The sequence below is a fragment of the bacterium genome, from assembly GCA_019695335.1.
In the GTDB taxonomy this organism is placed as follows: domain Bacteria; phylum CLD3; class CLD3; order SB21; family SB21; genus JABWBZ01.
Window position 1 is genome coordinate 1 of sequence record JAIBAF010000057.1, and the last position, 22,393, is coordinate 22,393.

Below are 22,393 nucleotides of genomic sequence, written 5' to 3' on the forward strand. Positions count from 1 at the left end.
AATCGAGATCTTTGCTGACCTGCTGTTGATTTTCTTTTTGCGGTTGTTGATTCTGTTGATCCTGGGCAATCGCTTGTTTGGACTGATCCATTTTTTTCTGGGTTGAACCGTTTTTCATCTGATCGATGGCTTTGTCCAATTGCTGTGTTTTGAAGTTCTTATCGATTTTTCCGACCAGATCTTTGAGCTCTTCGGATTTACGCTCCATGTCATTCAACGATTCCTTCAGGCGTTCTTGCTCTTTAGCCAGTGCATTTTTTTCATTGTCATTCTTAATGTCTTTGGACAGCTCATTGATCTGATCTTGACGGCGTTTTAAATCCTCAGCTTGTTTTTTCAATTGATCGAACATTTGTTCCGCTTTGATCCGCTTCAAAAGTTCGACCGTCCGTTCAACACTTTGTTTAAACGACTGCTGATCGAATTTGAAATCTTTCAGCGCTTCTTTCAGCATGTTGGGATCGAAATTATTGTGCATCGCTTCCTGCATTTTTTGCATCGCTTCCTGCAGCTCTTTACTATTGATTTCGGACAATAACTTCTGAAGCTCCTGGTATTTTTCCATCGTTTCTTTTGACAATACATTATTTTCGTTCATCTTTTGTGCAAGTTTATCGAGATTCTCTTGCATTTCTTTGACCTCACGCTGCATTTTTTCCTGTTTCTGCGTGAGTTCTTTGATTTTCTCTTTGTCTTTCCAGTCTAATTTTTTGTCTTTCAATAAATCCTGATTGATCTCTTCGAGAGATTTTTTAAGATCGTCGCTTTCTTTGACTAACTCCTCTGCCTTTGATAAAGCCTGATCCTGTTCTTTATTCGCTTCAGCCAGAATTTCTTCCAATGACGGAAATCGCAGGCGAATAACCTGGCTTTTAGCGCTCTTAGGCCCCCCGACCGCATCGTTATCAAAAACTTCAAGATAGAAACTGATGATGTCCTCGGGCTGTAGATTCAGATCGGTAAAATTCCAGTTATAAGAAATGCTTTGATTGACATGTTCGCGATCGATCAGGAAAGATATGTCCATCGACGAATAGTCTTCCTGTGGCGGAACAATACCGGAAGTTTGATCGAGTTTGTGATGCAATAATAATTTGGAGATACCAAAATCGTCTTGCAGATCCGCCGCCAGCGACATCGTCATTTCTTCATTGATGTCCATATCTTTTTCGGGATAAACCAATTTGACGGCCGGATATTCATCCTGGATCACGGATAATTGATACTCGACGGGATTCGAACTTTTGACCTGATCTTGATCCGTGAGTTCGATGTGATACGAGCCGCCGCGAGTGAGTACAAAAGTAACTTCAGCTTTGGACGGCGCAATGGTTCCGATTTTAAGCGGAGTAATACTGCTGTCCGAAAAAACCATCACAGCGCTTAACAATGTTTTAGAGGCTTCGATTTTGAGTTTAACGCGCGAACCTTTGAGGGCGACGACATCGCCGGCATTTTCATCCAGCACGCGATTTTCTATTTTTGAATAAACGGGCGATTGAACTTCAATCTCCAATCGTTTCACAGCCGGCCGTTTAACGACCTGAATCTGAAATTCATCTGAACGGAATTTACGCGATTTGGAAAAACTTTTATCGACAGCTTCCGCATAATAGAAAACAGGTTGGCGAACATTTTTAAACGTATGAATAAATGTGCCGATCGAATCGGCCTTGAGTGTTTCTTCCGTATAATTTTCAGCGCCGGACGTTCGAAAGTACAGCGATAAACGATCAGGCAAAACGGCAATTAATGAATCTTTAGGTTGAAGACGGATGGTAATGCGCGCATCGTCGCCGTGAAGGATTTCGGTATTGCCGGGCATCACGATAAAATTAAACGGCGCCAGGGAATCGAAATGTTTCGAGGGATTGAGGAGGCGTGCGAATGCACCGGTCAGCGGCTGATAAAGAACAAAAAATATTATCACCGTCAACGCAGCGACGGCGACAGCTTGTTTCAACGTTTTTTTGATCCGATTATAGTTGACGGCAAGCCGCAAGTCGATATGGGCAACGGCGTTATGAATATCCTGCAATGCCGCTCTGATTAATGATTCGGAATAAATATTCGACGCATATTGCCGATAAATCTCAATAGCATTGGCCAACTGATCTTTGATTTCAGGAAACCGTTCGCCGGCTTTTTTCGCAAGAGTGACGTCATCATGGGATGGTAAAACACTCACCCAGCGCAAGAGCGGTAAAAGTACCCAGAAACCGAATGCGGCTGTTGTTCCTGCAAATAAAATAATAATCATGACCCAGCGACCGAGCGGCTCAAGATTTAATATCCATTCCGATAAACCGGCCATTACTGTCAGGATTAACGCGATTGAAACAAACCGCAAAACACCGTCAACCATCGCAACTCTATTTTCCTGGCTGCGAAGTTCATCGATTTTTGTGCGAAGATCATTAAAAAGCTGGTCAGCCGACATGAAAGAACCTTCTTTGATCTAAAAATCAAACGATACTAAGAAAAAATAAGCTGTTCCGATTCGGTCGATCCGGAACAGCTTAGGATATATGTTTGCGTAATTTTACGCAGATGGAATCAAAAAAGATTCCGTTTATTTTACTTTCTCGCTCATCGACTTGGCTTGCAGGAAGAGCAATAAATAATCACGGCCGCCGGCTTTGGAGTCGGTACCGCTCATATTGAATCCGCCGAAAGGATGCACGCCAACTAAAGCGCCGGTGCATTTACGGTTGAAATATAAATTACCAACGTGAAATTCTGCTCTTGCACGCTCGAGTTTCTTGCGATTTTTAGAATAGACCGCACCGGTCAATCCGTATTCGGTATTGTTCGCAATTTCCAGTGCTTCATCGTAATTTTTTGCTTTGATGACAGCAAGCACCGGCCCGAAAATTTCTTCCTGAGAAATCGTATCTTTGGGTTTCACATTATCGACGATCGTCGGCATCACAAAATTACCGACTTTATCGTCATTGGTACCGCCATACACAATCTCCCCGCCTTCCTGTTTGGCCTTATCGATGTACCACATCATACTTTTCATGGCTTTTTCATTGATAACGGGACCCATATAATTGGCCACGTTCGTCGGATCGCCAATCGTCAATTTTTTGGCACGTTCGAGTAATTTGCCCATAAATTTTTGATGAACACTTTCGACGACGATGGCGCGTGAGCAGGCGGAACATTTTTGTCCTTGGAATCCGAATGCGGACGCCAGTACGCCTTCGGCGGCTTTATCGAGATCGGCTTCGTTATCAACGATGATCGAATCTTTGCCGCCCATTTCTGCCACCACGCGTTTGATCCATAATTGGCCGGACTGTGTTTCGGCGGCTGTTTTATTAATATGCAATCCCACGGCTTTGGAACCTGTGAACGCAATAAAACGCGTCTTCGAATGTTTGACCAAAGCATCGCCCATGCCAGAACCAGGGCCGGGAAGAAAATTCACGATACCTTTTGGTAATCCGACTTCTTCAAGCAATTCGACAAATTTATACGCAATAGTCGGCGAATCGCTGGAAGGTTTCAGCACAACCGTATTGCCGGTTACAACGGCGGCCGTTGTCATACCGACCATGATCGCGAGCGGAAAATTCCACGGCGGAATCACGGCGCCTACGCCGAGAGGAATGTATACGAGTTCGTTTTTTTCATTCGGAACTTTGGTGAGAGGTTGATCGGAACCGTATCGCAACATCTCACGGCCATAAAATTCCATGAAATCGATAGCTTCAGCCGTGTCGCCATCCGCTTCAGCCCAACTCTTACCAACTTCGTACACCATCCATGCTGAAAATTCATGTTTACGTTTACGCATCAACGCTGCAGCTTTAAAAAGATATTGCGCGCGTTTTGCCGGCGGAACCATTCGCCATTTCAAAAAACGTTCATGGGCAATTTCAACCGCTTTATTGGCTAATTCTTCATTCGCGTCAAAAAATACGCCGATCACTTGTTCACGATTCGCAGGATTCAGTGACTTCATCGTATGATTGGTCCGGATCCGGTCGCCATCAATGATCAAATTATATTCTTTACCGAGTTGCGATTCGACAGTTTTTAACGCTTTTTCGAATGCTTTACGATTAGCCGGCTTTGAAAAATCCGTCATCGGCTCATTTTTAAACGGACTTACTTTTACCGTTTTTTTCTTTCCAGCCATGTTCAATCTCCTAAGATTTTATGTGTATCGGATGCCCGATTTGAGTTCCCGAAAATCCGCGAAAATATAGGTAATCCGACCTTTTGTTTCAAGGGATTTAAAGGGCAATTTTTCTTTGAGTAGCATGAAATCACAGCGTGCCGGTTTGTCACAGAATCAAACAACTCAATCACTCCAAAAAGAATTGATTTTTAGAATGTTAGCAATGCCTGAAATTTGGCATTGAATTCGAAACACGTTCATGGCAGTCACTTTTAAACTCAATAAAAATGCCATGATCCTACAATTTCTTAAATATCACCGTTGGACTATTGTTGTATTTTTCACCATTCTTTTCCGGCCTCAAATATTATCTGCGATACGGCATGAATGTGTTTTGCCCTTCATGATCCAATCGCAGCACTGCCAACGTCTACAACCGCCGGTTCGTTTGGCGGTAATGACAACGGATTCGGACGACGATGACGGTTGTGGCGATGATGGAAGTTGTGAGGAAGAGGATAACGAATACTATGATACCGATGCTTCAGATTCTGACGACTCGGGCTGCAACGATGATGGCAGTTGTGAAAACGATTCCTATGATGCCACATATGATGATGACGAAACTTATTCGGACGACGGCTGCGATTGCAGTGGCGGAGGGACCGTGAGCAGCGATGTGCCGCCGTCCGGTTATTACAATGACATTCTGCATCTGTCGTTGACGCTCAATAATAATGCCAAAGTATCGCTGTATATCGTTGACAATTCAGGAACAGTTTTGAAATACATTATTCCTTCTCACTCGGATTTCAATGCAGGGCTTTACACTTATTCATGGGATGGCGAATACAGAAATGGACAATTCGTTGTTCCGGGAAGTTATCAAGCGGTCTTCGAAGCCGATGTACCCCGGAAGATCGTGAAAAGATCTTTTACCTACTCTGCTTCCCATGGATTTAGCGTAAACGGTTCGTCACAAAATACCATCGATTTTTGAACGGTCTTGTGAGTAAAAAAAATAAAAGCACTTGTTTTTATTGATTGCTTTATCGTACAATACGCTGACCCAATTGATATTCCTTGCGATACACACGATTTGAATATGGAAAAAATTCTGGTCATTGACGACAGCAAGACCCAGTTGTTCACGATCAGTCTGCTTCTAAAAAAAGAAGGCTACGATGTCACGGCGATAGACCGCCCGCTTTTAGCCCGAACGACACTCGAAGAAAAAGAGTTCGATCTTTTGCTGTGCGATCTCCAGATGCCTGAGATCAACGGTATTGATTTTCTTCGTTTGGCAAAGACGCTGTATCCGCGTATGCCGGTCGTGATCATGACGGCGTTCGGCGATCGTGAATCGGCCATCGAAGCGTTGTCTATCGGCGCTGACGACTATATTTTCAAAGCAACGGGCAAACGGGAAGAAGAAGAATTTCTTATCCGCATCCGCCGTGCGATCGAAAAAGCGCGCCTTCAACGCCGCATCTATGACTATCAGACTGAACTCGAAACCATGGTTGATCAGCGTACGCGAGCGCTCACCGAAGCACAGGAACAACTGATCCAATCTGAAAAACTCCGTTCGCTCGGCGTCATGACTAACGGTATCGCTCACGATTTTAATAATATCCTTGGCGTGATCATTGGCCGCACACAACTGCTCATGCGCAAAATTCAGAATTCCGACATTGTATCCGAATTAAAAATTATCGAAAAATCCGCTCTCAAAGGTTCCTCGACCATCCGGCGCATGCAGGATTATACCCGTATCCGCAAGGATGAATTGTTCGAGCCGGTGCAGATCAACGAGATCATCGATGAAGTCATCGATATTACGAAGACGCGGTGGAAGGACGAATCGCATGGCAAAGGCATTACCATCAAAGTCACAACAGATTTCGGCGATATCCCTTTGATCAATGGTAACGCTTCCGAACTGAAAGACGTTTTAATCAATATTATTTTCAATGCGATCGATTCCATGCCGGAAGGCGGGGCCATTTCTATCCGAACATACAAAGAAGATGTCCAAAAAGATCATTGGATCGCCGTAGATATTGCAGACACGGGTTGCGGTATCGCGCCTGAAATTCAAGATAAAGTATTCGAGCCTTTTTTTACGACTAAAAACGATCAGGGTTCAGGCCTCGGTATGAGCGTTGCTTACGGCATTATCCAACGACATAAAGGGCATATTTCTTTTACCAGCACTATCAAAAAAGGTACTGTCTTTACGATCCGTTTTCCAATGGCGTTGTTTCTGCAATCGACTAATCATCTCAAACCACAAGAACAGGATGCGGAATTTGAAAAGAAAAAATGCCGCGTATTGATCATCGACGATGATGACGGCATTCGCGCCATGCTGCAGGAAATTTTGGAAATCGACGATCATGACGTCATGTCCGCCGCTTCAGGATATGAAGCACTCAAATTACTGGAAACTCATTCGTATGAAGTCGTTTTTACCGATCTCGGTATGCCGGAAATGTCCGGATGGGAATTGTCGCAGGAAATCAAAAAGCATTCCCCCGGAACGCGGGTTATTATGATCACAGGCTGGGGTACTCAACTTGATCAGCAACGCGCTATCGAAAGCGGCATTGAAAAAATTATCCCCAAGCCTGTTTCCTGCGATGAAATTCTGAAAATCGTACGCGAGCCGCATCGGATATAAATCACCAATCAACACACTTCATTGATCCGTCAAAAAAATGTTATCATTATCGGCGCCGGAGCCGCGGGGCTCATGTGTGCAATTGAAGCCGGTAAACGCGGTCGGTCGGTTCTCGTGATCGAACACGCCGATGTCATCGGCAAAAAAATCCTGATCTCCGGCGGTGGTCGATGCAATTTCACCAATATTCACACTACTCCGGAAAATTTCATTTCTGAAAATCCTCATTTTTGTAAATCGGCATTGGCACGTTATAAACCGTCGGATTTTATTGCTTTAGTTGAAAAACACCGTATTCCATATTATGAAAAGAAACTAGGACAGCTTTTTTGCACCGATTCATCGCGGCAAATTATAGCGATGTTGGAATCGGAATGCCAAAAGGCCGGCGTTGAAATAGCGTTGTCAACAAAAGTTACTTCTGTCGAGAAAAATTCATCATGGATGATACGTACGTCGCACGGCGATTGGACATGTGAAAGTTTGGTTATTGCGAGCGGTGGTTTATCAATTCCTAAAATGGGAGCAACGGATTTCGGCCACCGTATTGCGCGGCAATTTAACGTCCATATAATTTCGCCGCGACCGGCGCTCGTTCCACTGACGTGGAACGAGCATGATCGAACGCGGTTTTCAGAACTTGCTGGCGTATCAGCTGATGCTATCGTGTCATGCAAGACACGATCATTCAGAGAAAATATTTTATTCACACACCGCGGACTTAGCGGGCCGGCTATTTTGCAAATTTCGTCCTATTGGAAAGAGGGCGAAATGATTACGATAGACTTTTTGCCCAATTTGAAATTGGAAAATCTGTTTGAACAATACCGCCATAGTAAAACGGATTGCGTGACATTGCTCACACAATATTTACCCAAACGTTTAGTACAAACATTGAGCGGATGGTCAAAACCAATGACGGAATTATCCAACGTTGAATTACAAAAAATTGTAGAAAATTTTCATGCTTGGAAGTGGATCCCTGCTGGAACAGAAGGATTTGAAAAAGCTGAAGTGACGGCCGGTGGTGTAAATACCAACGAACTCTCTTCTAAGACAATGGAATGTAAAAAAATTCCAGGATTGTATTTCATCGGAGAAGTCGTTGATGTAACCGGTCATCTTGGCGGATTCAATTTTCAATGGGCTTGGGCTTCCGGATTTTCCGCAGGGCAAAACGTATGAGTACAGCCACACTTCAGAATAAATGCGTTCTTTTTAATTCATTCCAGCCGAATTTTCTAACGCTTTTGGTTCTCCAAATTGAGCGCATTCCCACGCAAGTATAGCTTTTTTACGAGCCGATCCCCAATGATAATTTCCAAAAACACCTATTTTACGAATAACGCGATGGCATGGAATAAGATACGCCACTGGATTTCTGGCCACAGCCGATGCTACGGCGCGCGTCGCCAGGTTATCCGATATTAACGCTGCAACATCTTCATATGAGGCGACCGACCCTACTGGAATTCGTAAAAGCGCTTCCCATACTTTGATCTGAAATTTCGTCCCCATTAAATGTACTTTCAATGCCCCTGATCTTTTATTTTTAAAAATCTTTCTGGCATAACCATCTGTCATTTTCAAATTTTCCTGAAAATTCGCACCAGCCCAGTGTTCTCGGTATTCTTTTAAATCATTTTTTCCGCCCCCAAACGATAAACCGCAGATCCCGCGGTCGGTAGCTAAAATCAGGCACGAACCGAATGGTGATGGATGTTTTCCGTAGTAGATGGTCATGTTTTTGCCTTTTTGCTTGAATTCGCCGGGCGTCACAGCTTCACACGTCAAAAACAAATCGTGAAGGCGGCCCGGACTTGATAATCCTGTTTCAAATGTCACATCCAGCATACTACGCGATTGATTCAGCAGTGCTTTTGCATGTTCTTTAGTAATGAATTTCAAAAATTGTTTCGGTGTAATGCCAACCCATTTCTTGAAAAGCCGTTGAAAATGAAACTCACTTAAATAAACATGATCAGCTATTGCTTTTAAACTCGGTTGATGTTTATAATTTTTTTCAATGAATACGATGGCGCGTTCAATGCGTTCGTAATCGACCAATGATTCATTCATGCCCTGACTCTCCTTTTTGGTTGTTCCATTTTAAAAAGAAACCACTCACTTTACAACCCGATTCTTGCGATCCATTGATTGAGCTTGCTTCGTATGCACAGATTTGTTTAACTTTGAACGCGATAATAAGGAGAAGAAGTATGGCCAAATTTAATTGGTTTTGGACTATTTTGGTATTGAATTTTTCTGTACAGGCGCAATCCGGATGGAAAGAAATGGAGTGGGAGACCTATTCGATCCGTTTTAAAGTCCCGGAATCGTTTGAAATTACCGAAAGTACAGCCGACATTTTCACGGCATCCGGCGAAGATTTTACTTTAAGTATTTCGCCGTGGAAAGATGCCTCGATTTCAGTCGAAGAAGTAGCCAATAAGGCTCTCGGCTCGCTCAGCGCTGATGACGTGACGATTACGTCGCACGAAAAAATCGATCTTAACGGGTTCGAGGGGTATGAGATTCTCGGAACCGGATATCAGGATGACCGGCCTCTGCTTTTTGTGGTTCTTGGATTTATCGATCCTGACGGTGAGACCAATTTCTCGGCTTATATATTATTCTGGCATGATGAAAACAAAAACCAGGAAAATATCGACATTGCAACGCAAATCATTGAAGGCATCGGAAAAATGTAAGGAGTTACCGTGTATACCACCGTTAAAAATACATCCGAAAAAATCCTCGTTTCGAAAATTCTATGCGTCGGCGCCAATTATCCCGATCACATTGCCGAGATGAATCCAGGCAAACCGTTGGAATTGCCTGCCGAGCCTGTCATTTTTATGAAGCCAGCATCGGCGATTATTCATAATGGAGACTCAATCAGTATTCCAAAAATCTCCAATGACGTCCACCACGAAGTGGAACTGATTGCAGTCATCGGACGCGATGGAAAACATATTCCGGAAAATAAAGCAACCGATTATATACTGGGATACGGTATCGGTCTTGACATGACGCTTCGCGATATTCAGTCAGAAGCCAAGAAAAAAGGCCGCCCGTGGACAATTGCTAAAGGTTTCGATACTTCTGCCGCCGTGTCCGAAATCATTCCGGCTGATCTATTCGGAGATCCACATTCGAAAGAGCTGAACCTGTTTGTTAATGACGTTTTAAAACAATCAGGAAAAACCGGAACGATGATATTTAAAATCGGAAAAATTATTGCCTACTTATCCCAGGTATTCACTCTGAAAAAAGGCGACATTATTTATACCGGTACTCCGCATGGCGTAGGGCGTGTCAAAAAAGGCGATCGTTTACGCGCGGTCCTTGGCAACGAAATTGAACTCAATGTCAATGTAATGGAAGAATAAAAATCCATCTATACAAACAAAAAAACCCGCGGGGTCGATGACGTCGCGGGTTTTGTTTTTTTAAACTACAACAATTTGAATTTAATTATCCGATGCGGACGAAATTTTCTTTTCTAAAGCGGCAATAACATCACTAACCGATGGTTTGACCGTATCATCCAACGAGGCCAGGTAAATTTGAAAATTACCCAAGCGGCTTGAACAAAACAGGATTCTGTTTCCATCCGGTGCAAATTGCGGAAAGAGATCGTCTCCGTCATCGTATGTAATGCGTGTAACGTCTTTTCCATCCGTCTGCATTTTGTAAATTTCATAATTACCGTCACGATTCGATGAGAACGTAACGAATAACCCGTTTTTTGCAATGTGCGGCTGAATATCGTTGCCTTTTGAATCAGTTAAATCCGTGCCGTCGTTCTCACCGCCGTCCATTTCGGCCATATAAAGATCGAAGTTCCCTTTTTTGTTGTTCGCATAAAGAATTTTTCTACCGGTCTGATCGATACGCGGATCCGTACGGCTGGTAGAGGAATCATGATGGAATATTTTAAATAAGAAGCTTCCCGATTTTTCGATGGTATACAATGCCGATGATTTCTCCCAGAAAGGATGCGGGGCAAAATCAGCACGGTCACTGGCAAATACAATTGTGGAAGTATCAACAAAACTAGGACTCCAGTTATCGGCGCCATAACTGTTCGTCACCCTTTTCACATTTTTGCCGTAAATGTCCATGTAGTAAATTTCGCGCGGTTTGTATTTTTTAACGCTCTTGTCTTCGCGAGTCGACGTAAAAACAATATAACGGCCGTCCGGTGAATACGATGCATTTTCATCCGCTTCAGGATCGTTGGTCAGTTTGACCAGCGAACCCTCGCCCTGCGCTAACGACATAGAATAAATGTCCCAATTGCCGCTGCGATCGGATTGAAATAAAATTTTTGATCCATCCGGAGAGAACGATGGCAAAATATCGTTGTATGAATTATTGGTCACTTGTGTGATCTTGTAAGGACTGGCAAATCGGGAACCGATTCTTTCAACGTAAGCCTCACCTTTAAAGTCGCGCATAATCTGTAAATAAGCCTGATAGGCCGATTTGCGTTTCCCCATCGCCAGAAGCAAATCGCCTTTGGCATATACCACATCCATATTGGTCGGATCGTGACGCAGGGACGATTCGAAATAACGCAATGCATACGCATTGCGCCCTAGCGTCATGTATTCCTGGGCAATTTCAAAACACAATCCCGCATTCAAACTGTCATTGTAAAATTGCGTAAAAAGCTGTGCCAATTTATCACTAAGTGTCTGCGTGGAGTCCAGTTCGATTTTTTTCTCTACCACGGTTGCCGTCGTATCCGTTGCCGTTGTATCTTGCCCGTACACGGAATAAGCACCCGCCGATACGATCAATAAACTAACATATATAAACCGGTACATACGTAAAGTGGAAGTATACATGAAATTATGACCTCCTAAATTTGTCAACAACTCCGTTGACCATGGTACAGACGAAACAGGGTCACTCAGTAGATTGAGAGGAATTCTGAGCATTTTAGTTAAAATGAGAGATAAATGCAAGCACAAAATTGACCGGTTTTCGTCTATTTACAATAAGTTATGAATGAAGATGGATTATGTCAAATCTAGAACTTCAAATCATTACCGAAATTTGTAATTTGAAAATTGATTTATTAGCTTTTATAAATGCTTTAATTTTTTTCTGTAGATGATTTCCTGAACTTAATAAAATGGTTTCATGATGACTCATCGTCACATAAATAAACCTAACCATATTAACAATTTACTAAGTTACGATCGGTCAGGTTACTGCAAATGAAGGTTGAGTGACTTACCTCCGTTGTTCTAACATCATTTTTGAATGAGCAAATAACCTCTTGATTCGCTCATTCGTTTGGAGGTTTGGTATGCCAGCCCATAGTCCTGCAGCAATTCTTGATCCATCGTATGTCGTATTACCCGATATGAATTCCCCGAAATTAACACCGCAGGAAGTAACCCAAAATTACTACGCCGGTTACCAACTTGCAATCGACATTATCCGCCGTCAGCACAAGTCGATGGGATTTTCCGTATCCGACACGGACATGGACGTCATCGAATTGGCTCAGTCTGTGTTCGGTTGCGAACGATTGGTGCAGCTTATACAGGAACAAAAATTCAATGAAGCGATTTATTCGGCTATTATCAAAGAAGAAGTTGATCAGCTGAGCAAATCGTTATTTCCGGACGTCGGAAAACGGCGGTTTGTTTCGATCGACAAATTGCACGACGATTACAATATCGATTTTTCCGGTGAAGACATTGCCGTAGAAACTCCCCCGATCTCGCCGTTTGAAATTCTGGATTATCTGCAAAACAAACTTTCTCCGGATAATTTTTCATATCTGCAACAGCTTTTTGCGCATCAGGACGCTAAAGACCGCGACTTTGCATGGAATGACAAAATCTACAGGCTGATCGACCAATCCGTCGAATACCTCGAAGAAAAAATCATACAGATGCGACGGCTTTATCCGGACGGCATTCCGTTTCAGCAGGACGACATCGACGTCAAACGTGACCTTAATGAACCGGAGATCATCGGCTGTTATAAAAATGTTTTTCTCGGCATTTATCCTAAGTTTCCCGTCAATTTTCTTGCATACGATACGCTTTACCGCTGCGCGGTCATGACACGATTTACCGTCGAGTCCGTCCTGCAAAAAAAACCTCTCGACGTTTTAAAGGAATGTACCGTCAGCGATTTTGCATCCGTTGGACTTACCGGTGTCGTCCGCTATTTTAATTATTCTTTGAATCGCCTGATACGCAACGCGTATCCTGACATTCTGATGCCATGGGAACAAGCACACGTTGAGGATGGATTCTGGAGCGATGAGTATAACCGGCACCTCGCCATCCGGTGGTTGGTGGAAGAAAAATTAAAAATTCAGCGCGACCTTATTCCCAAGGCTTTGCGTGATGATCAGATAAAAAAATCTACATTCGTCGACAACGGGCTGTCTTACATGTTCGTACAATATTACAAATCCGTTTCACGCGCCATCGGATCGGCCTATCCGGAATTCATGCCGTGGGAACTTGGCAGCGTACCGAATAGTTTCTGGCAGGGTGACGAAGGCCATCAGAATATTGTCCGTGCGGTGCAATGGATGATTCGTAAAATGGAAATTCCAATTTCCGCTATTCCCAACCGTATTAAGGATAAAACCATTTCACGCGAAACATTTAAACAATATGGCTTGTCCACCGTATTCGAGCGGATTTTCAAAAAAAATATGTTCCTGTTATTCAATGCCGCTTATCCGGGACAATTTGAAATCTGGGAAATCGGTAAAGTTCCCGGAGATTATTGGGACGATCTATTGCGGGCTTACCGTGCAGCTTTGTGGATCTGCAAAAAAGAGCGTATCGACGAAAAAAAGATCGCCAAAGCCATCCGTACCAAACGCATTCGCAAAGAAACATTTGCGAAGTACGGGCTCGGCGGCATGCTGAAAAAATGTTTCGACAACGATCTGTATAAAGCCTATCTGCCCTACATCCTGCCGAAGAAGCAGGATGTAGAGCTTTTTATGCGTGATGTGGTTTTACATACGATCATTCAGAAGCAGATCCGTGAGCTTCAGCCTTCGACAGGATTGATGAAACTGCTGCGTCATTTGTTTTTCAAAACATTATTTTCTTCCGTTGAACGTACGCAAATCCGCTTTTATCGCCGCATTCAAAAACGCGTCAAACAGCGCATGGGCGAAATGGTTCATCTCGTCATGCTGGAACAGGATTGAATCGCTTACCTGTCTTAATCCTACTCTTTTTACTCTGATTCACTTCAAAATTTTATTGACTTCCAATTTTTTCACCCTTAAAATAAAACCAAGCTCTCGTAGTTTCGACCACACGGAAACAACTATTGTCAATGAGCACATCGTAAGAGGTAATATATAATGAGTTTTAATGTTAAGGATTTCCTAGATCTTGATAAAATACCAACGCAACACGTTTTGTGGATTTGTATTCTTTCTGCCTGTCTAGCCTCCTTCCCTGACGAACTCATTTTGCAGCTTAAGTTGAGTGATTTAAAAAACTTCGTCTTTGTAGGAATATGGTTATTTTATGGCCAATACTGAATCACTTAACATGCCCGCACTTGAGAGAGTTATTTCAAGATTGACCTTGTTGCCCGTGCTCATATGCGTTATGCTAACAACTGCAGTTCTGGTTCAAATTGTGCGCACTGGCATAACTACAAATTTGCTTATTCTATTGTTCGGAGCTCTCCTTTCTGCCACTAGCATTTTTTCTTATGGAGTTGCAATTTTCAACTATGTAATTCCGAAGAAGAAATCATTTCGTGCTTCTTTAATAATTTTTAGCGGCTTTATCCCATGGCTTTTTGGATCATATCTTACTTTTTATAAAGGTTTCTGGTCTTTAAAAAGTGTTTTTATGGATTTTCAAGTATGGTTGTTAATTAAATGTGTGATTTTTATAATAAGTGGAGCCATGCTCATACGTAATTTTTATAAGATCACTCAAATCGGGACTGATATAGACGAAGGAAGACTCATTATTTTGCAATGATTGAACAGATATTCAAATGACATGTTGTGAATACATCTATACATTAAGAATTCTTACGGTTTTTTATATTGGAAATCTGTCACCCGTTGCTTAAATTGACTCGTCAAAAAAACGAGGACTCATTTATGAATGATCAGCAACTTTTGGAAAGAATTACAAGCCAACAGAACGTCCTTGGCGGAAAACCTGTGATCAAGGGAACACGTTTATCTGTCGAATTCATCCTGAACCTACTGGCGCATGGCTCGACCACTGAAGACATCCTGAATGAATACAAAGGCCTGATGAAAGAAGATATTCACGCCTGTCTTCTTTTTGCGACGAAATCTCTTGAAGATACGACATTCATGCCCTTGGAGCCGGAGATGGCTTAAATGTTGAAATTTATTGTTGATGAATGTACAGGCCCTGCCGTCTCAACGTGGCTGCGATCATTGAATTATGACACCTATTCTATTTTTGACAGTTCAAGAGGGATTTCCGATGATGAAGTGCTGACAATTGCCAATCGTGAGAATCGAATCATAATTACAAACGACAAAGATTTTGGCGAAAAAATCTATCGTGAACGAAAAAAACATAAAGGTGTCATATTCCTCAGATTAGCCGATGAGCGTTCTGAGAACAAGATAAAGGTTCTTCAAAATGTATTGGATGGCCACGCAGGCCAACTGCATGATCAGTTTATCGTAGTAACAGAAAAAAGAATCCGATTCGCCAAAAACTAGCGAATTGCCAACCCGTCTAAAAGCCATTTATGTCCTAAAAATCTAAAATTTCCCTTGCTTTTACTTGGTTTTTTCTGTATGATTCGCCCACTTAAAAAACATTTTAAACTTTGTTTATTAAAAGTTTATTCGATTAAATAATAAATTTGAAGCGAGGAATGAGTCATGAAACGTTGTGAAGTTTGCGGCAAAAGCCCTTTGTATGGCCATAGCGTCAGCCATGCCAACAACAAAACCAAAAGACGTTGGTTGCCGAACTTGCAGGAAGTTCGCGCGAAAATGACCAATGGCGCCGTCAAGCGCATCAAAGTCTGCACGCAATGCATCAAATCCGGACGGGTTGCCAAAGCCGCCTAACGGACATAATCATTTGCGAATTTTTAAAGCGTCAGATTTGATCTGACGCTTTTTTTTTCACCGGATATTTTTATGGGAAAAATTTTTTCACAACCGAAAGTGAAACTGATCAGCGGTATCATGGTTCGTCCTGATTTCGATGCATCGGCTGTTTTTGAAACCATCACAGGCCGGCTCGGCCCCATTGACCTGCACACGCCGTGGTTTGATTTCAGTCATACCGGTTATTACAAAGGCGAATTCGGCGAACAACTCAAAAAACAGTATTTTTCTCTGGAACAATTGGTCGCCATCGATGACATTCCCGATTTAAAAATCTGGTCTAATCAGATTGAAGACCATTATTTGATCGATGGCTCCCGTACAGTCAATATCGATCCCGGTTATATGGCCGATGCAAAAGTGCTGATGGCTACGACGAAAAATCTCGCTCACCGCGTGTATATCGGCAAAAATATTTTTGTCGATTTGCAATTGATTTTTCGCCATCATACGTTCGTGCCGGTCAATTGGACGTTCGCCGATATGAAAGAACCGGAAGTGATTGCGTTGTTCAATGACGTCCGTGCAAAATACATGGAGCAGTTGAAAGAATTAGGTGAATACGACGGCGGCGGATTTAAATTATATTAGAGAATGAATTGAATTGATTGAAATTTTCCGGATTAAAATTTTTACTGGAAGCACCTGAACTTGCTCATGACATACTCCGAACCAAGTTCGGAGTAGACGAGTTGACCGTTTCAGTGAACTTTTGATCGCTTATGCGAATTACACAAAAAATTTTATGGAAACAATTTTACGCGTTGAACATGTCACAAAAGCTTACGACGAGCGCATTGCCGTAAGTGATTTATCGTTCGAGGTTTTCAGAGGTGAAGTTTTCGGCCTGCTCGGCCCGAATGGCGCCGGTAAGACCACGACAATCCGGATGATCATTGATATGATCCGGCCCGATCACGGCTCGATCTACTTCGGCAACCATCAACGGCTGCCCATTGAAAAAATCGGTTATCTTCCGGAAGAACGCGGCCTTTATAAAAAAAGTAAAGTCCGTGAAACGTTGGTTTATTTCGCATCGCTGAAAAATGTTCCGGCCAAAGACTCCGAAAAACGCGCCGATTTCTGGCTCGAACGGTTTCAATTGCAGACTTATGCCGCTCAGCGCTGCGAAGAATTATCCAAAGGCCTTCAGCAAAAAATTCAGTTCATCGCTACGTTGATTCACGAACCCGAACTGCTGATTCTCGACGAACCTTTTTCCGGACTCGATCCCGTCAATCAATTATTTATCCGCGAGTTGATCGACGAGCTTACCCGTAAGGGGCAAACGATTTTATTATCGGCGCATCAAATGGATCACATTGAAAAAATGTGCGAACGCATTTGTATGATCCATCGCGGCGGGATGGTTTTATACGGACGCATTCACGACATCAAAGATCAATATGACGACCGGCAAGTTCGCATCCAATGCGCGCCGGCCGAAAAAGATAAATTACTTTCATTACTGGACAATGCCGCTGTGACGCCGTCAGGTATCGAAGGCCATTTACCGGCGCAAAAAAGCTTCTCATTGCTGCTCAAAGAAGTCGGCGAACGTGCCGAAGTTCAGAAAGTCGAACGTGTGCGCCCGACATTGGAACAAATTTTTATCGAGAAAGTAAAACTCTGACATGCGTTCTCGCCCGCTTTCTTTTTTCCATCACAAAACATGGACCCGGTTTTTCAAGCTTGACACTGTTCTTGCCAAAGAAGTGTTGCATCTGGCTTATCCGGTTGTTCTGGGATTGGCATCGATCACGGCCATCGGTTTGACCGATACGGCGATGGTTGGACGGCTTGGTGCGGAAGCGCTGGCGGCTACGGGCCAGGCCGCTATCATCTTTTGGGGCGTACACTGGGTAACCCGTTCCATCGAAGTAGCCGCGCAGGCTTTAGTTTCACGCCGTTACGGTGAACAGCAATACGCTCAGTGCGGCAAAATCCTCGACAATGCGCTGGCGATTGCGACCACCCTGGGAGTGTTCAATACTTTTTTTCTTTTTTTCGGCGGGCGGACACTCATGTCTTTTCAATCATCGCATGCTGAAGTGATCGATCTGGCCGCCGGGTACATTGATATTTTATCGTGTGTATTATTAGCCTCAGCGCTTCTTTTTGCAACGCGCGGATTTTTCAGCGGTATCGGCAAAACGCGGATATTCCTGATCACGGCTCTGATGATGCTGGCGGTCAACATCGTCGGTAATTATGCGTTTATTTTCGGGCATTTCGGAGCGCCGAGGATGGGCGTTCGCGGCGCAGCGCTGGCTTCGGCTATAGCATTTGTCATCGCTTTAACATTCATTATCCTGTACACTTTGGGAATCAGCGGGCACAATTACCGGCGTGAATTCAATGCTTTCAGGCTGTCGAATTTAGACCGAAAGACGATTGCTGAAATTATCAAACTTGCATCACCGAATGCGTTCCGCGGCGTCATGGTCATCGGAGGATTGGCGGTGTTTTATGCGATGGTCGACCGTCTCGACGTCGTGCAGGTCGCCATTGTCAATGTTGTCCTGAATATTCAATCGGTTTCGTTTATGCCCGGTTACGGATTTGGGGTTGCGGCCGCGACATTGATCGGCCAGAATCTCGGCGCCAACGATCCCGATAAAGCCAATCGCGCCGGTTATGAAGCGATGAAATTGGGTATGGTATTCATGGGAACTTTAGGAGTAATCTTTCTTGCTGTTCCGGAGTGGGTCGTACGCTTATTTACGGACGATTCGGTTGTCATTGCGTATTCGGTTTTTCCATTGCGCATTGTAGGTTTGGTTCAATTAGTCGATGCGGCCGGAATGATTTTTTCATCGGCGTTGGAAGGCGCGGGCAACACCCGATGGGTTATGGGCGCAGAGATTTTTGTTAACTGGGGAATCTTTCTACCGCTGACTTACGGCTTGACTTTTATGTTGGATTTCGATCGCTTCGGACCATGGATAGCATGGGCAGCATACATGGTTGTTTTCGGTATCATGTGCTTTTGGAAATACCGTAAGGGCGAATGGAAACACATTAAATTATAGAAAAGCTCGAATTTTCTTTTATTAAAGATTTATTTTGGTTCCCACAGTTCGATCCGATTACCTTCCGGATCAATGATCCAGCCGAATTTACCGAATTCATATTCTTCAACTTTTTCGTCGACCGTAACGCCCTCTTTTTTCAATTGTTTTAGAACTGCATCCAGATTTTCAACTCTGTAATTGATCATGAATGAAGCGTTTCCGGGAGAAAAATATTTTGTATTTTCCGGAAAAGCGCTCCAAACAGTCTGTCCGATTTTTTCGGCATTGTTAAGGTCACGCCACTGAAAAACCGCACCGTTTTCATTCTGAAATTCTATGCCCAGATGTTTGGCATACCATTGCCGCATGGCTTTAGGATCTTTAGTTTTGAAAAAAATTCCACCGATTCCCGTGACACATTTCATGGCTGTTTCTCCATCGATTCGTTTTTGATAAAAGCCGCCATCGTTTCGAGATAGCCGTTGGGAAAAACAGGAGAAAAGAACAATCCCGGGAAACGATTGACTTTCAATTGATGGCCGGCATTCGGATAAATAATTAATTGCGAAGTGGGTTTGACCATCGCTGAAAGCCTGCGAACGCTCGTTTCGACATCGATGACTTCATCGTTAGTTCCGTAAACCAACAACATCGGCGTTGAAAGGTGGCGGTATAAAGGCATCGGATCGAATGCATAATTGCGAATCCATGGATTGAGTTTGATTTTGTCTAATGACGGCAACCGATCGCCACGACCGGCCAGATCGATCCAATGCTGCAAATAACCTTTGTCATAAGCCGACCGCGCTTCCTGATCGAGCAAGAGCAGCGATAAGTCTTGTACAATCTCGCTCCAGTTTTTCCGATTGTGGAAATACCCGAGTAATTTTTCCTGCACACGCAGAAAATTCTGAATGGTTGGCTCGCTGAATCCGTCGGCTTCCATATCTTTGCGTAAGGCATACAATGTATGTTCGGCAGGCGTCATCGCCGGACCCGAAACATTGATCAAAAAGGCGACGTCATCGGACAAACTGTCGGCGAGCAATTCAATCCACGTCCCCTGGCTGATACCCCAGAGACCGATGCGATTGGAATCTACCGCCGGATCATGCTTTAATTTTTCCACGGCCGCCACGACGTCTTTCGCCAGATCGACAAAATCGCTCGTCAAATAATCGCCGCCCGATTCGCCGCAACCGCGTTTATCATACGTCAGGGTTACAATGCCGTGTCGCGCAAAAAATTTCGCATAGTCTTTGAAGTTCTTTTTTACGCCGTATTCCGAACCGTGGATCATTATGACGGCCGGAAATGGACCATCGCCGGATGGATAATACACCGACCCCGATAATTCTATTTTATCGCTGAAAATGGTCACGGGTTTGGCGACATACATCATCATATCGCCGCCGCCAATCAAAAGAGTGGTGACAATAATGAAAAATAATTTCATGATTATTAGATGATATTAGAACGTTAAAAACTATTCGAAATTAAACTTTAAATAAAAACAACATTTGTTCGTCCGGCGATTGCAGAATGCCTTCCGCCGTGATGCCTTGCTTATCCTGAATTTCTTGGACAAATTCGAATTGTTCTCCGCGCAATTGTTTCAATCGTTCCGGCATGTCGGCTTCGAAGTACGTGATAGCCGGCGTACGGAAAACATGCGGGCATTGGCCTTTTTCGTAAATGCCGATCTTGATCCAGTCGTCCTGCATTCCGAGCCAGCGGGTTTCCGGTGAGTTATGCATGTATATTTCAAATCCCAATTTCTGCCAGAATGCAACCGTTTCGTCGAACTTTTCCGTCTCAATACTCAGTTCATAAAACGTTCCGCATTTTGTTATTGCCCGGCCTTCGGCGGCAGGACGACTGCCCTTTTCCCACTTGATCACGACGCCATTCGGATCGGCCACTTTCTGTTCAATATCCAAGCCGGCTTGCTTCAGGTTTTGGCCCAAAGATGCCCAATTGTCACTGAAATAAGTCAATCCGGCTCTGACCGAGCTGGCTGATTCAAGTTTGTATACCATTAGCCCGTCAGTCATCATGGCTTCATCGCCGGATCCGGCAATTTTTTTGTAACCCAGCTTTTCAAAAAACATCAAGCTTTTCTTGAGGTTTTTCACGGGAAAGTGTATCAATACCGCCGAACCCAATCGCATACAAATTCCTTTTAGAAATTACAAAAGCCGGAATAAACTAACTGCAGTCAATTTAAGCAACTGATGGATTTTACGCATCACACGAAAGTATGATTCTGCGCGATTATATGTGTTTTGCTGTTCCGATGGTGAAACTTGATTATAACTTGATGTCAGTACGCACGATGAATGTAACTGAAATTACAATGGTTCGCAAGTGCCGCTTGTTAAGAAGCATGAGCGTTTTCGCTCTCAATCACTGTCGCGGCTTACGAATATTTTATCTTTCTTTTATCATTGCGGAATGATAATTTCGCCTGATTCCAATAACAAAAAAACAACCTATGAAAAACGTATATCTTCGTGCTGAAGACATCGATTTTGAATTAAACACACTTCCTGATCGTCCCGAACCCAGCCGCATCCTGATGAGTTCGCCCGATTTCTTTAATGTCTCCGAAGCGATCAATAAATTTATGACCAACGGCGCGGGCAATCTGAACGTCGTCGATCGCAAAAAAGCTTTCCAGCAATGGTCGGACATTCGCTGGCATTATGAATCGCTGGGTTATACCGTTTCCGTCCTGCGTTCACAAGACGGCCTCGAAGACATGGTGTTTTCCGCCAATCAAAGTTTTCCTTTCATGGACCGCAAGACCGGCAAACCGGCTGTGATCATGAGCAATATGCGTAAGGACAAACGCAAACCGGAAGTAGCGTATTTTCATACTTGGTACCGGCGCCACGACTACGAGATTTTTTATCTCAAAAACTGTTCGTTCGAATCCAACGGCGACGCACTGTGGTATCCCGGTAAATACCTGATCATTTCAGGTTTCGGAAGCCACGAAAATCATCGCACGGATTTAGCGGCGCTGTACCAAATTGCGGAGATTATTGACTGCCCGATTGTCGGCATCGAACTGACTCATCCGGATTTTTATCATCTCAATACAACGCTGGCCATCATTGACCATGAAACGTGCATTGCGTACAAACCCGGCGTCGGTAAAGAAGGCCACAGGATGCTCGAACGATTTTTCAAACACATTATCGATGTTGACAAAAGCGACGCGTACGACCATTTCGCATGTAACGCTTTTTCTCTCGACGGTCACACGGTCCTGATCCAAAAGACCGCCAAAAAAACCATCAAAAAACTTGAAGCTTTTGGCAAACACGTGATTCCCGTCGATACGTCCGAGTTTATCAAATCCGGCGGCAGCGTTTTTTGTATGAAAATGAAAGTGTACTAATGCCTATGACGCTTTCGTTTAATATTTT

At 43.6% G+C, this 22,393-nt stretch carries 21 protein-coding genes; 14 read left to right on the forward strand and 7 right to left on the reverse strand.

Annotated elements, in window-relative coordinates; all coding sequences use genetic code 11:
• Both K1X84_13075 and pruA read right to left on the reverse strand, forming a co-directional pair.
• Positions 1 to 2,440: hypothetical protein (locus K1X84_13075; GenBank protein ID MBX7152567.1), on the reverse strand; the 2,440-nt coding region annotated here is incomplete at its 3' end.
• Positions 2,441 to 2,572: 132 nt separating this feature from the next.
• A complete protein-coding gene (pruA, locus tag K1X84_13080) occupies positions 2,573 to 4,150 on the reverse strand; it encodes an L-glutamate gamma-semialdehyde dehydrogenase (protein MBX7152568.1) in 1,578 nt (525 codons plus the stop codon).
• Between the two features lie 241 nt (positions 4,151 to 4,391).
• Between pruA and K1X84_13085 the strand changes: the two genes are divergently transcribed.
• From K1X84_13085 to K1X84_13095, 3 genes are all read left to right on the forward strand, one after another.
• Positions 4,392 to 5,132 (forward strand): hypothetical protein, encoded by a 741-nt coding sequence (locus K1X84_13085; protein MBX7152569.1) that lies wholly within the window; start codon positions 4,392 to 4,394, stop codon positions 5,130 to 5,132.
• Between the two features lie 105 nt (positions 5,133 to 5,237).
• A complete protein-coding gene (locus tag K1X84_13090; protein ID MBX7152570.1) occupies positions 5,238 to 6,815 on the forward strand; it encodes a response regulator in 1,578 nt (525 codons plus the stop codon).
• Between the two features lie 24 nt (positions 6,816 to 6,839).
• Positions 6,840 to 8,000, forward strand: a complete 1,161-nt coding sequence (locus tag K1X84_13095; GenBank protein MBX7152571.1) for an NAD(P)/FAD-dependent oxidoreductase — start codon at positions 6,840 to 6,842, stop codon at positions 7,998 to 8,000.
• Between the two features lie 33 nt (positions 8,001 to 8,033).
• On the opposite strand, the gene K1X84_13100 is transcribed toward K1X84_13095, so the two are convergent.
• Complete coding sequence (locus K1X84_13100) at positions 8,034 to 8,894, reverse strand: methylated-DNA--[protein]-cysteine S-methyltransferase (GenBank protein MBX7152572.1); 861 nt, start codon at positions 8,892 to 8,894, stop codon at positions 8,034 to 8,036.
• A 140-nt stretch (positions 8,895 to 9,034) separates the two neighbouring features.
• On the opposite strand from K1X84_13100, the gene K1X84_13105 reads away from it, so the two are divergent.
• Positions 9,035 to 9,526: a hypothetical protein gene (locus K1X84_13105; protein ID MBX7152573.1), complete on the forward strand. Its 492-nt coding sequence runs from the start codon at positions 9,035 to 9,037 to the stop codon at positions 9,524 to 9,526.
• Positions 9,527 to 9,535: 9 nt separating this feature from the next.
• Positions 9,536 to 10,207 (forward strand): fumarylacetoacetate hydrolase family protein, encoded by a 672-nt coding sequence (locus tag K1X84_13110; protein MBX7152574.1) that lies wholly within the window; start codon positions 9,536 to 9,538, stop codon positions 10,205 to 10,207.
• An 81-nt stretch (positions 10,208 to 10,288) separates the two neighbouring features.
• Here the strand turns inward: K1X84_13110 and K1X84_13115 are convergent, their stop codons facing one another.
• The gene (locus K1X84_13115; protein ID MBX7152575.1) at positions 10,289 to 11,671 is read right to left on the reverse strand and encodes a hypothetical protein; all 1,383 of its coding nucleotides are present in this window, start codon (positions 11,669 to 11,671) and stop codon (positions 10,289 to 10,291) included.
• Positions 11,672 to 12,138: 467 nt separating this feature from the next.
• Here K1X84_13115 and K1X84_13120 point away from each other — a divergent pair, with 467 nt between their 5' ends.
• The 8 genes from K1X84_13120 to K1X84_13155 all read left to right on the forward strand — a co-directional run bounded on the left by K1X84_13120 (position 12,139) and on the right by K1X84_13155 (position 18,977).
• The gene (locus K1X84_13120; protein ID MBX7152576.1) at positions 12,139 to 14,022 is read left to right on the forward strand and encodes a hypothetical protein; all 1,884 of its coding nucleotides are present in this window, start codon (positions 12,139 to 12,141) and stop codon (positions 14,020 to 14,022) included.
• A gap of 328 nt (positions 14,023 to 14,350) precedes the next feature.
• The gene (locus tag K1X84_13125) at positions 14,351 to 14,818 is read left to right on the forward strand and encodes a hypothetical protein (protein MBX7152577.1); all 468 of its coding nucleotides are present in this window, start codon (positions 14,351 to 14,353) and stop codon (positions 14,816 to 14,818) included.
• Positions 14,819 to 14,943: 125 nt separating this feature from the next.
• Positions 14,944 to 15,192, forward strand: a complete 249-nt coding sequence (locus tag K1X84_13130) for a DUF433 domain-containing protein (GenBank protein ID MBX7152578.1) — start codon at positions 14,944 to 14,946, stop codon at positions 15,190 to 15,192.
• Between the two features lie 3 nt (positions 15,193 to 15,195).
• Positions 15,196 to 15,546 (forward strand): DUF5615 family PIN-like protein, encoded by a 351-nt coding sequence (locus K1X84_13135; protein ID MBX7152579.1) that lies wholly within the window; start codon positions 15,196 to 15,198, stop codon positions 15,544 to 15,546.
• Positions 15,547 to 15,711: 165 nt separating this feature from the next.
• On the forward strand, positions 15,712 to 15,903 hold the full coding sequence (rpmB, locus tag K1X84_13140; GenBank protein ID MBX7152580.1) for a 50S ribosomal protein L28: 192 nt from the start codon (positions 15,712 to 15,714) through the stop codon (positions 15,901 to 15,903).
• Between the two features lie 72 nt (positions 15,904 to 15,975).
• Complete coding sequence (locus K1X84_13145; GenBank protein ID MBX7152581.1) at positions 15,976 to 16,536, forward strand: DUF4416 family protein; 561 nt, start codon at positions 15,976 to 15,978, stop codon at positions 16,534 to 16,536.
• Between the two features lie 154 nt (positions 16,537 to 16,690).
• Positions 16,691 to 17,578 (forward strand): ATP-binding cassette domain-containing protein, encoded by an 888-nt coding sequence (locus K1X84_13150; GenBank protein ID MBX7152582.1) that lies wholly within the window; start codon positions 16,691 to 16,693, stop codon positions 17,576 to 17,578.
• Position 17,579: 1 nt separating this feature from the next.
• Positions 17,580 to 18,977 (forward strand): MATE family efflux transporter, encoded by a 1,398-nt coding sequence (locus tag K1X84_13155; protein MBX7152583.1) that lies wholly within the window; start codon positions 17,580 to 17,582, stop codon positions 18,975 to 18,977.
• Positions 18,978 to 19,006: 29 nt separating this feature from the next.
• Here the strand turns inward: K1X84_13155 and K1X84_13160 are convergent, their stop codons facing one another.
• Genes K1X84_13160 through K1X84_13170 form a run of 3 tightly spaced genes read right to left on the reverse strand, consistent with a single transcriptional unit; the run spans position 19,007 to position 21,130 of the window.
• Positions 19,007 to 19,384: a VOC family protein gene (locus K1X84_13160; protein ID MBX7152584.1), complete on the reverse strand. Its 378-nt coding sequence runs from the start codon at positions 19,382 to 19,384 to the stop codon at positions 19,007 to 19,009.
• A complete protein-coding gene (locus K1X84_13165) occupies positions 19,381 to 20,415 on the reverse strand; it encodes an alpha/beta fold hydrolase (GenBank protein ID MBX7152585.1) in 1,035 nt (344 codons plus the stop codon). Before K1X84_13165 ends, K1X84_13160 begins: the two co-directional genes overlap by 4 nt.
• A 40-nt stretch (positions 20,416 to 20,455) precedes the next feature.
• The gene (locus K1X84_13170; protein MBX7152586.1) at positions 20,456 to 21,130 is read right to left on the reverse strand and encodes a hypothetical protein; all 675 of its coding nucleotides are present in this window, start codon (positions 21,128 to 21,130) and stop codon (positions 20,456 to 20,458) included.
• Positions 21,131 to 21,453: 323 nt separating this feature from the next.
• On the opposite strand from K1X84_13170, the gene K1X84_13175 reads away from it, so the two are divergent.
• Positions 21,454 to 22,365: a hypothetical protein gene (locus K1X84_13175; GenBank protein MBX7152587.1), complete on the forward strand. Its 912-nt coding sequence runs from the start codon at positions 21,454 to 21,456 to the stop codon at positions 22,363 to 22,365.
• Positions 22,366 to 22,393 lie beyond the last annotated feature (28 nt).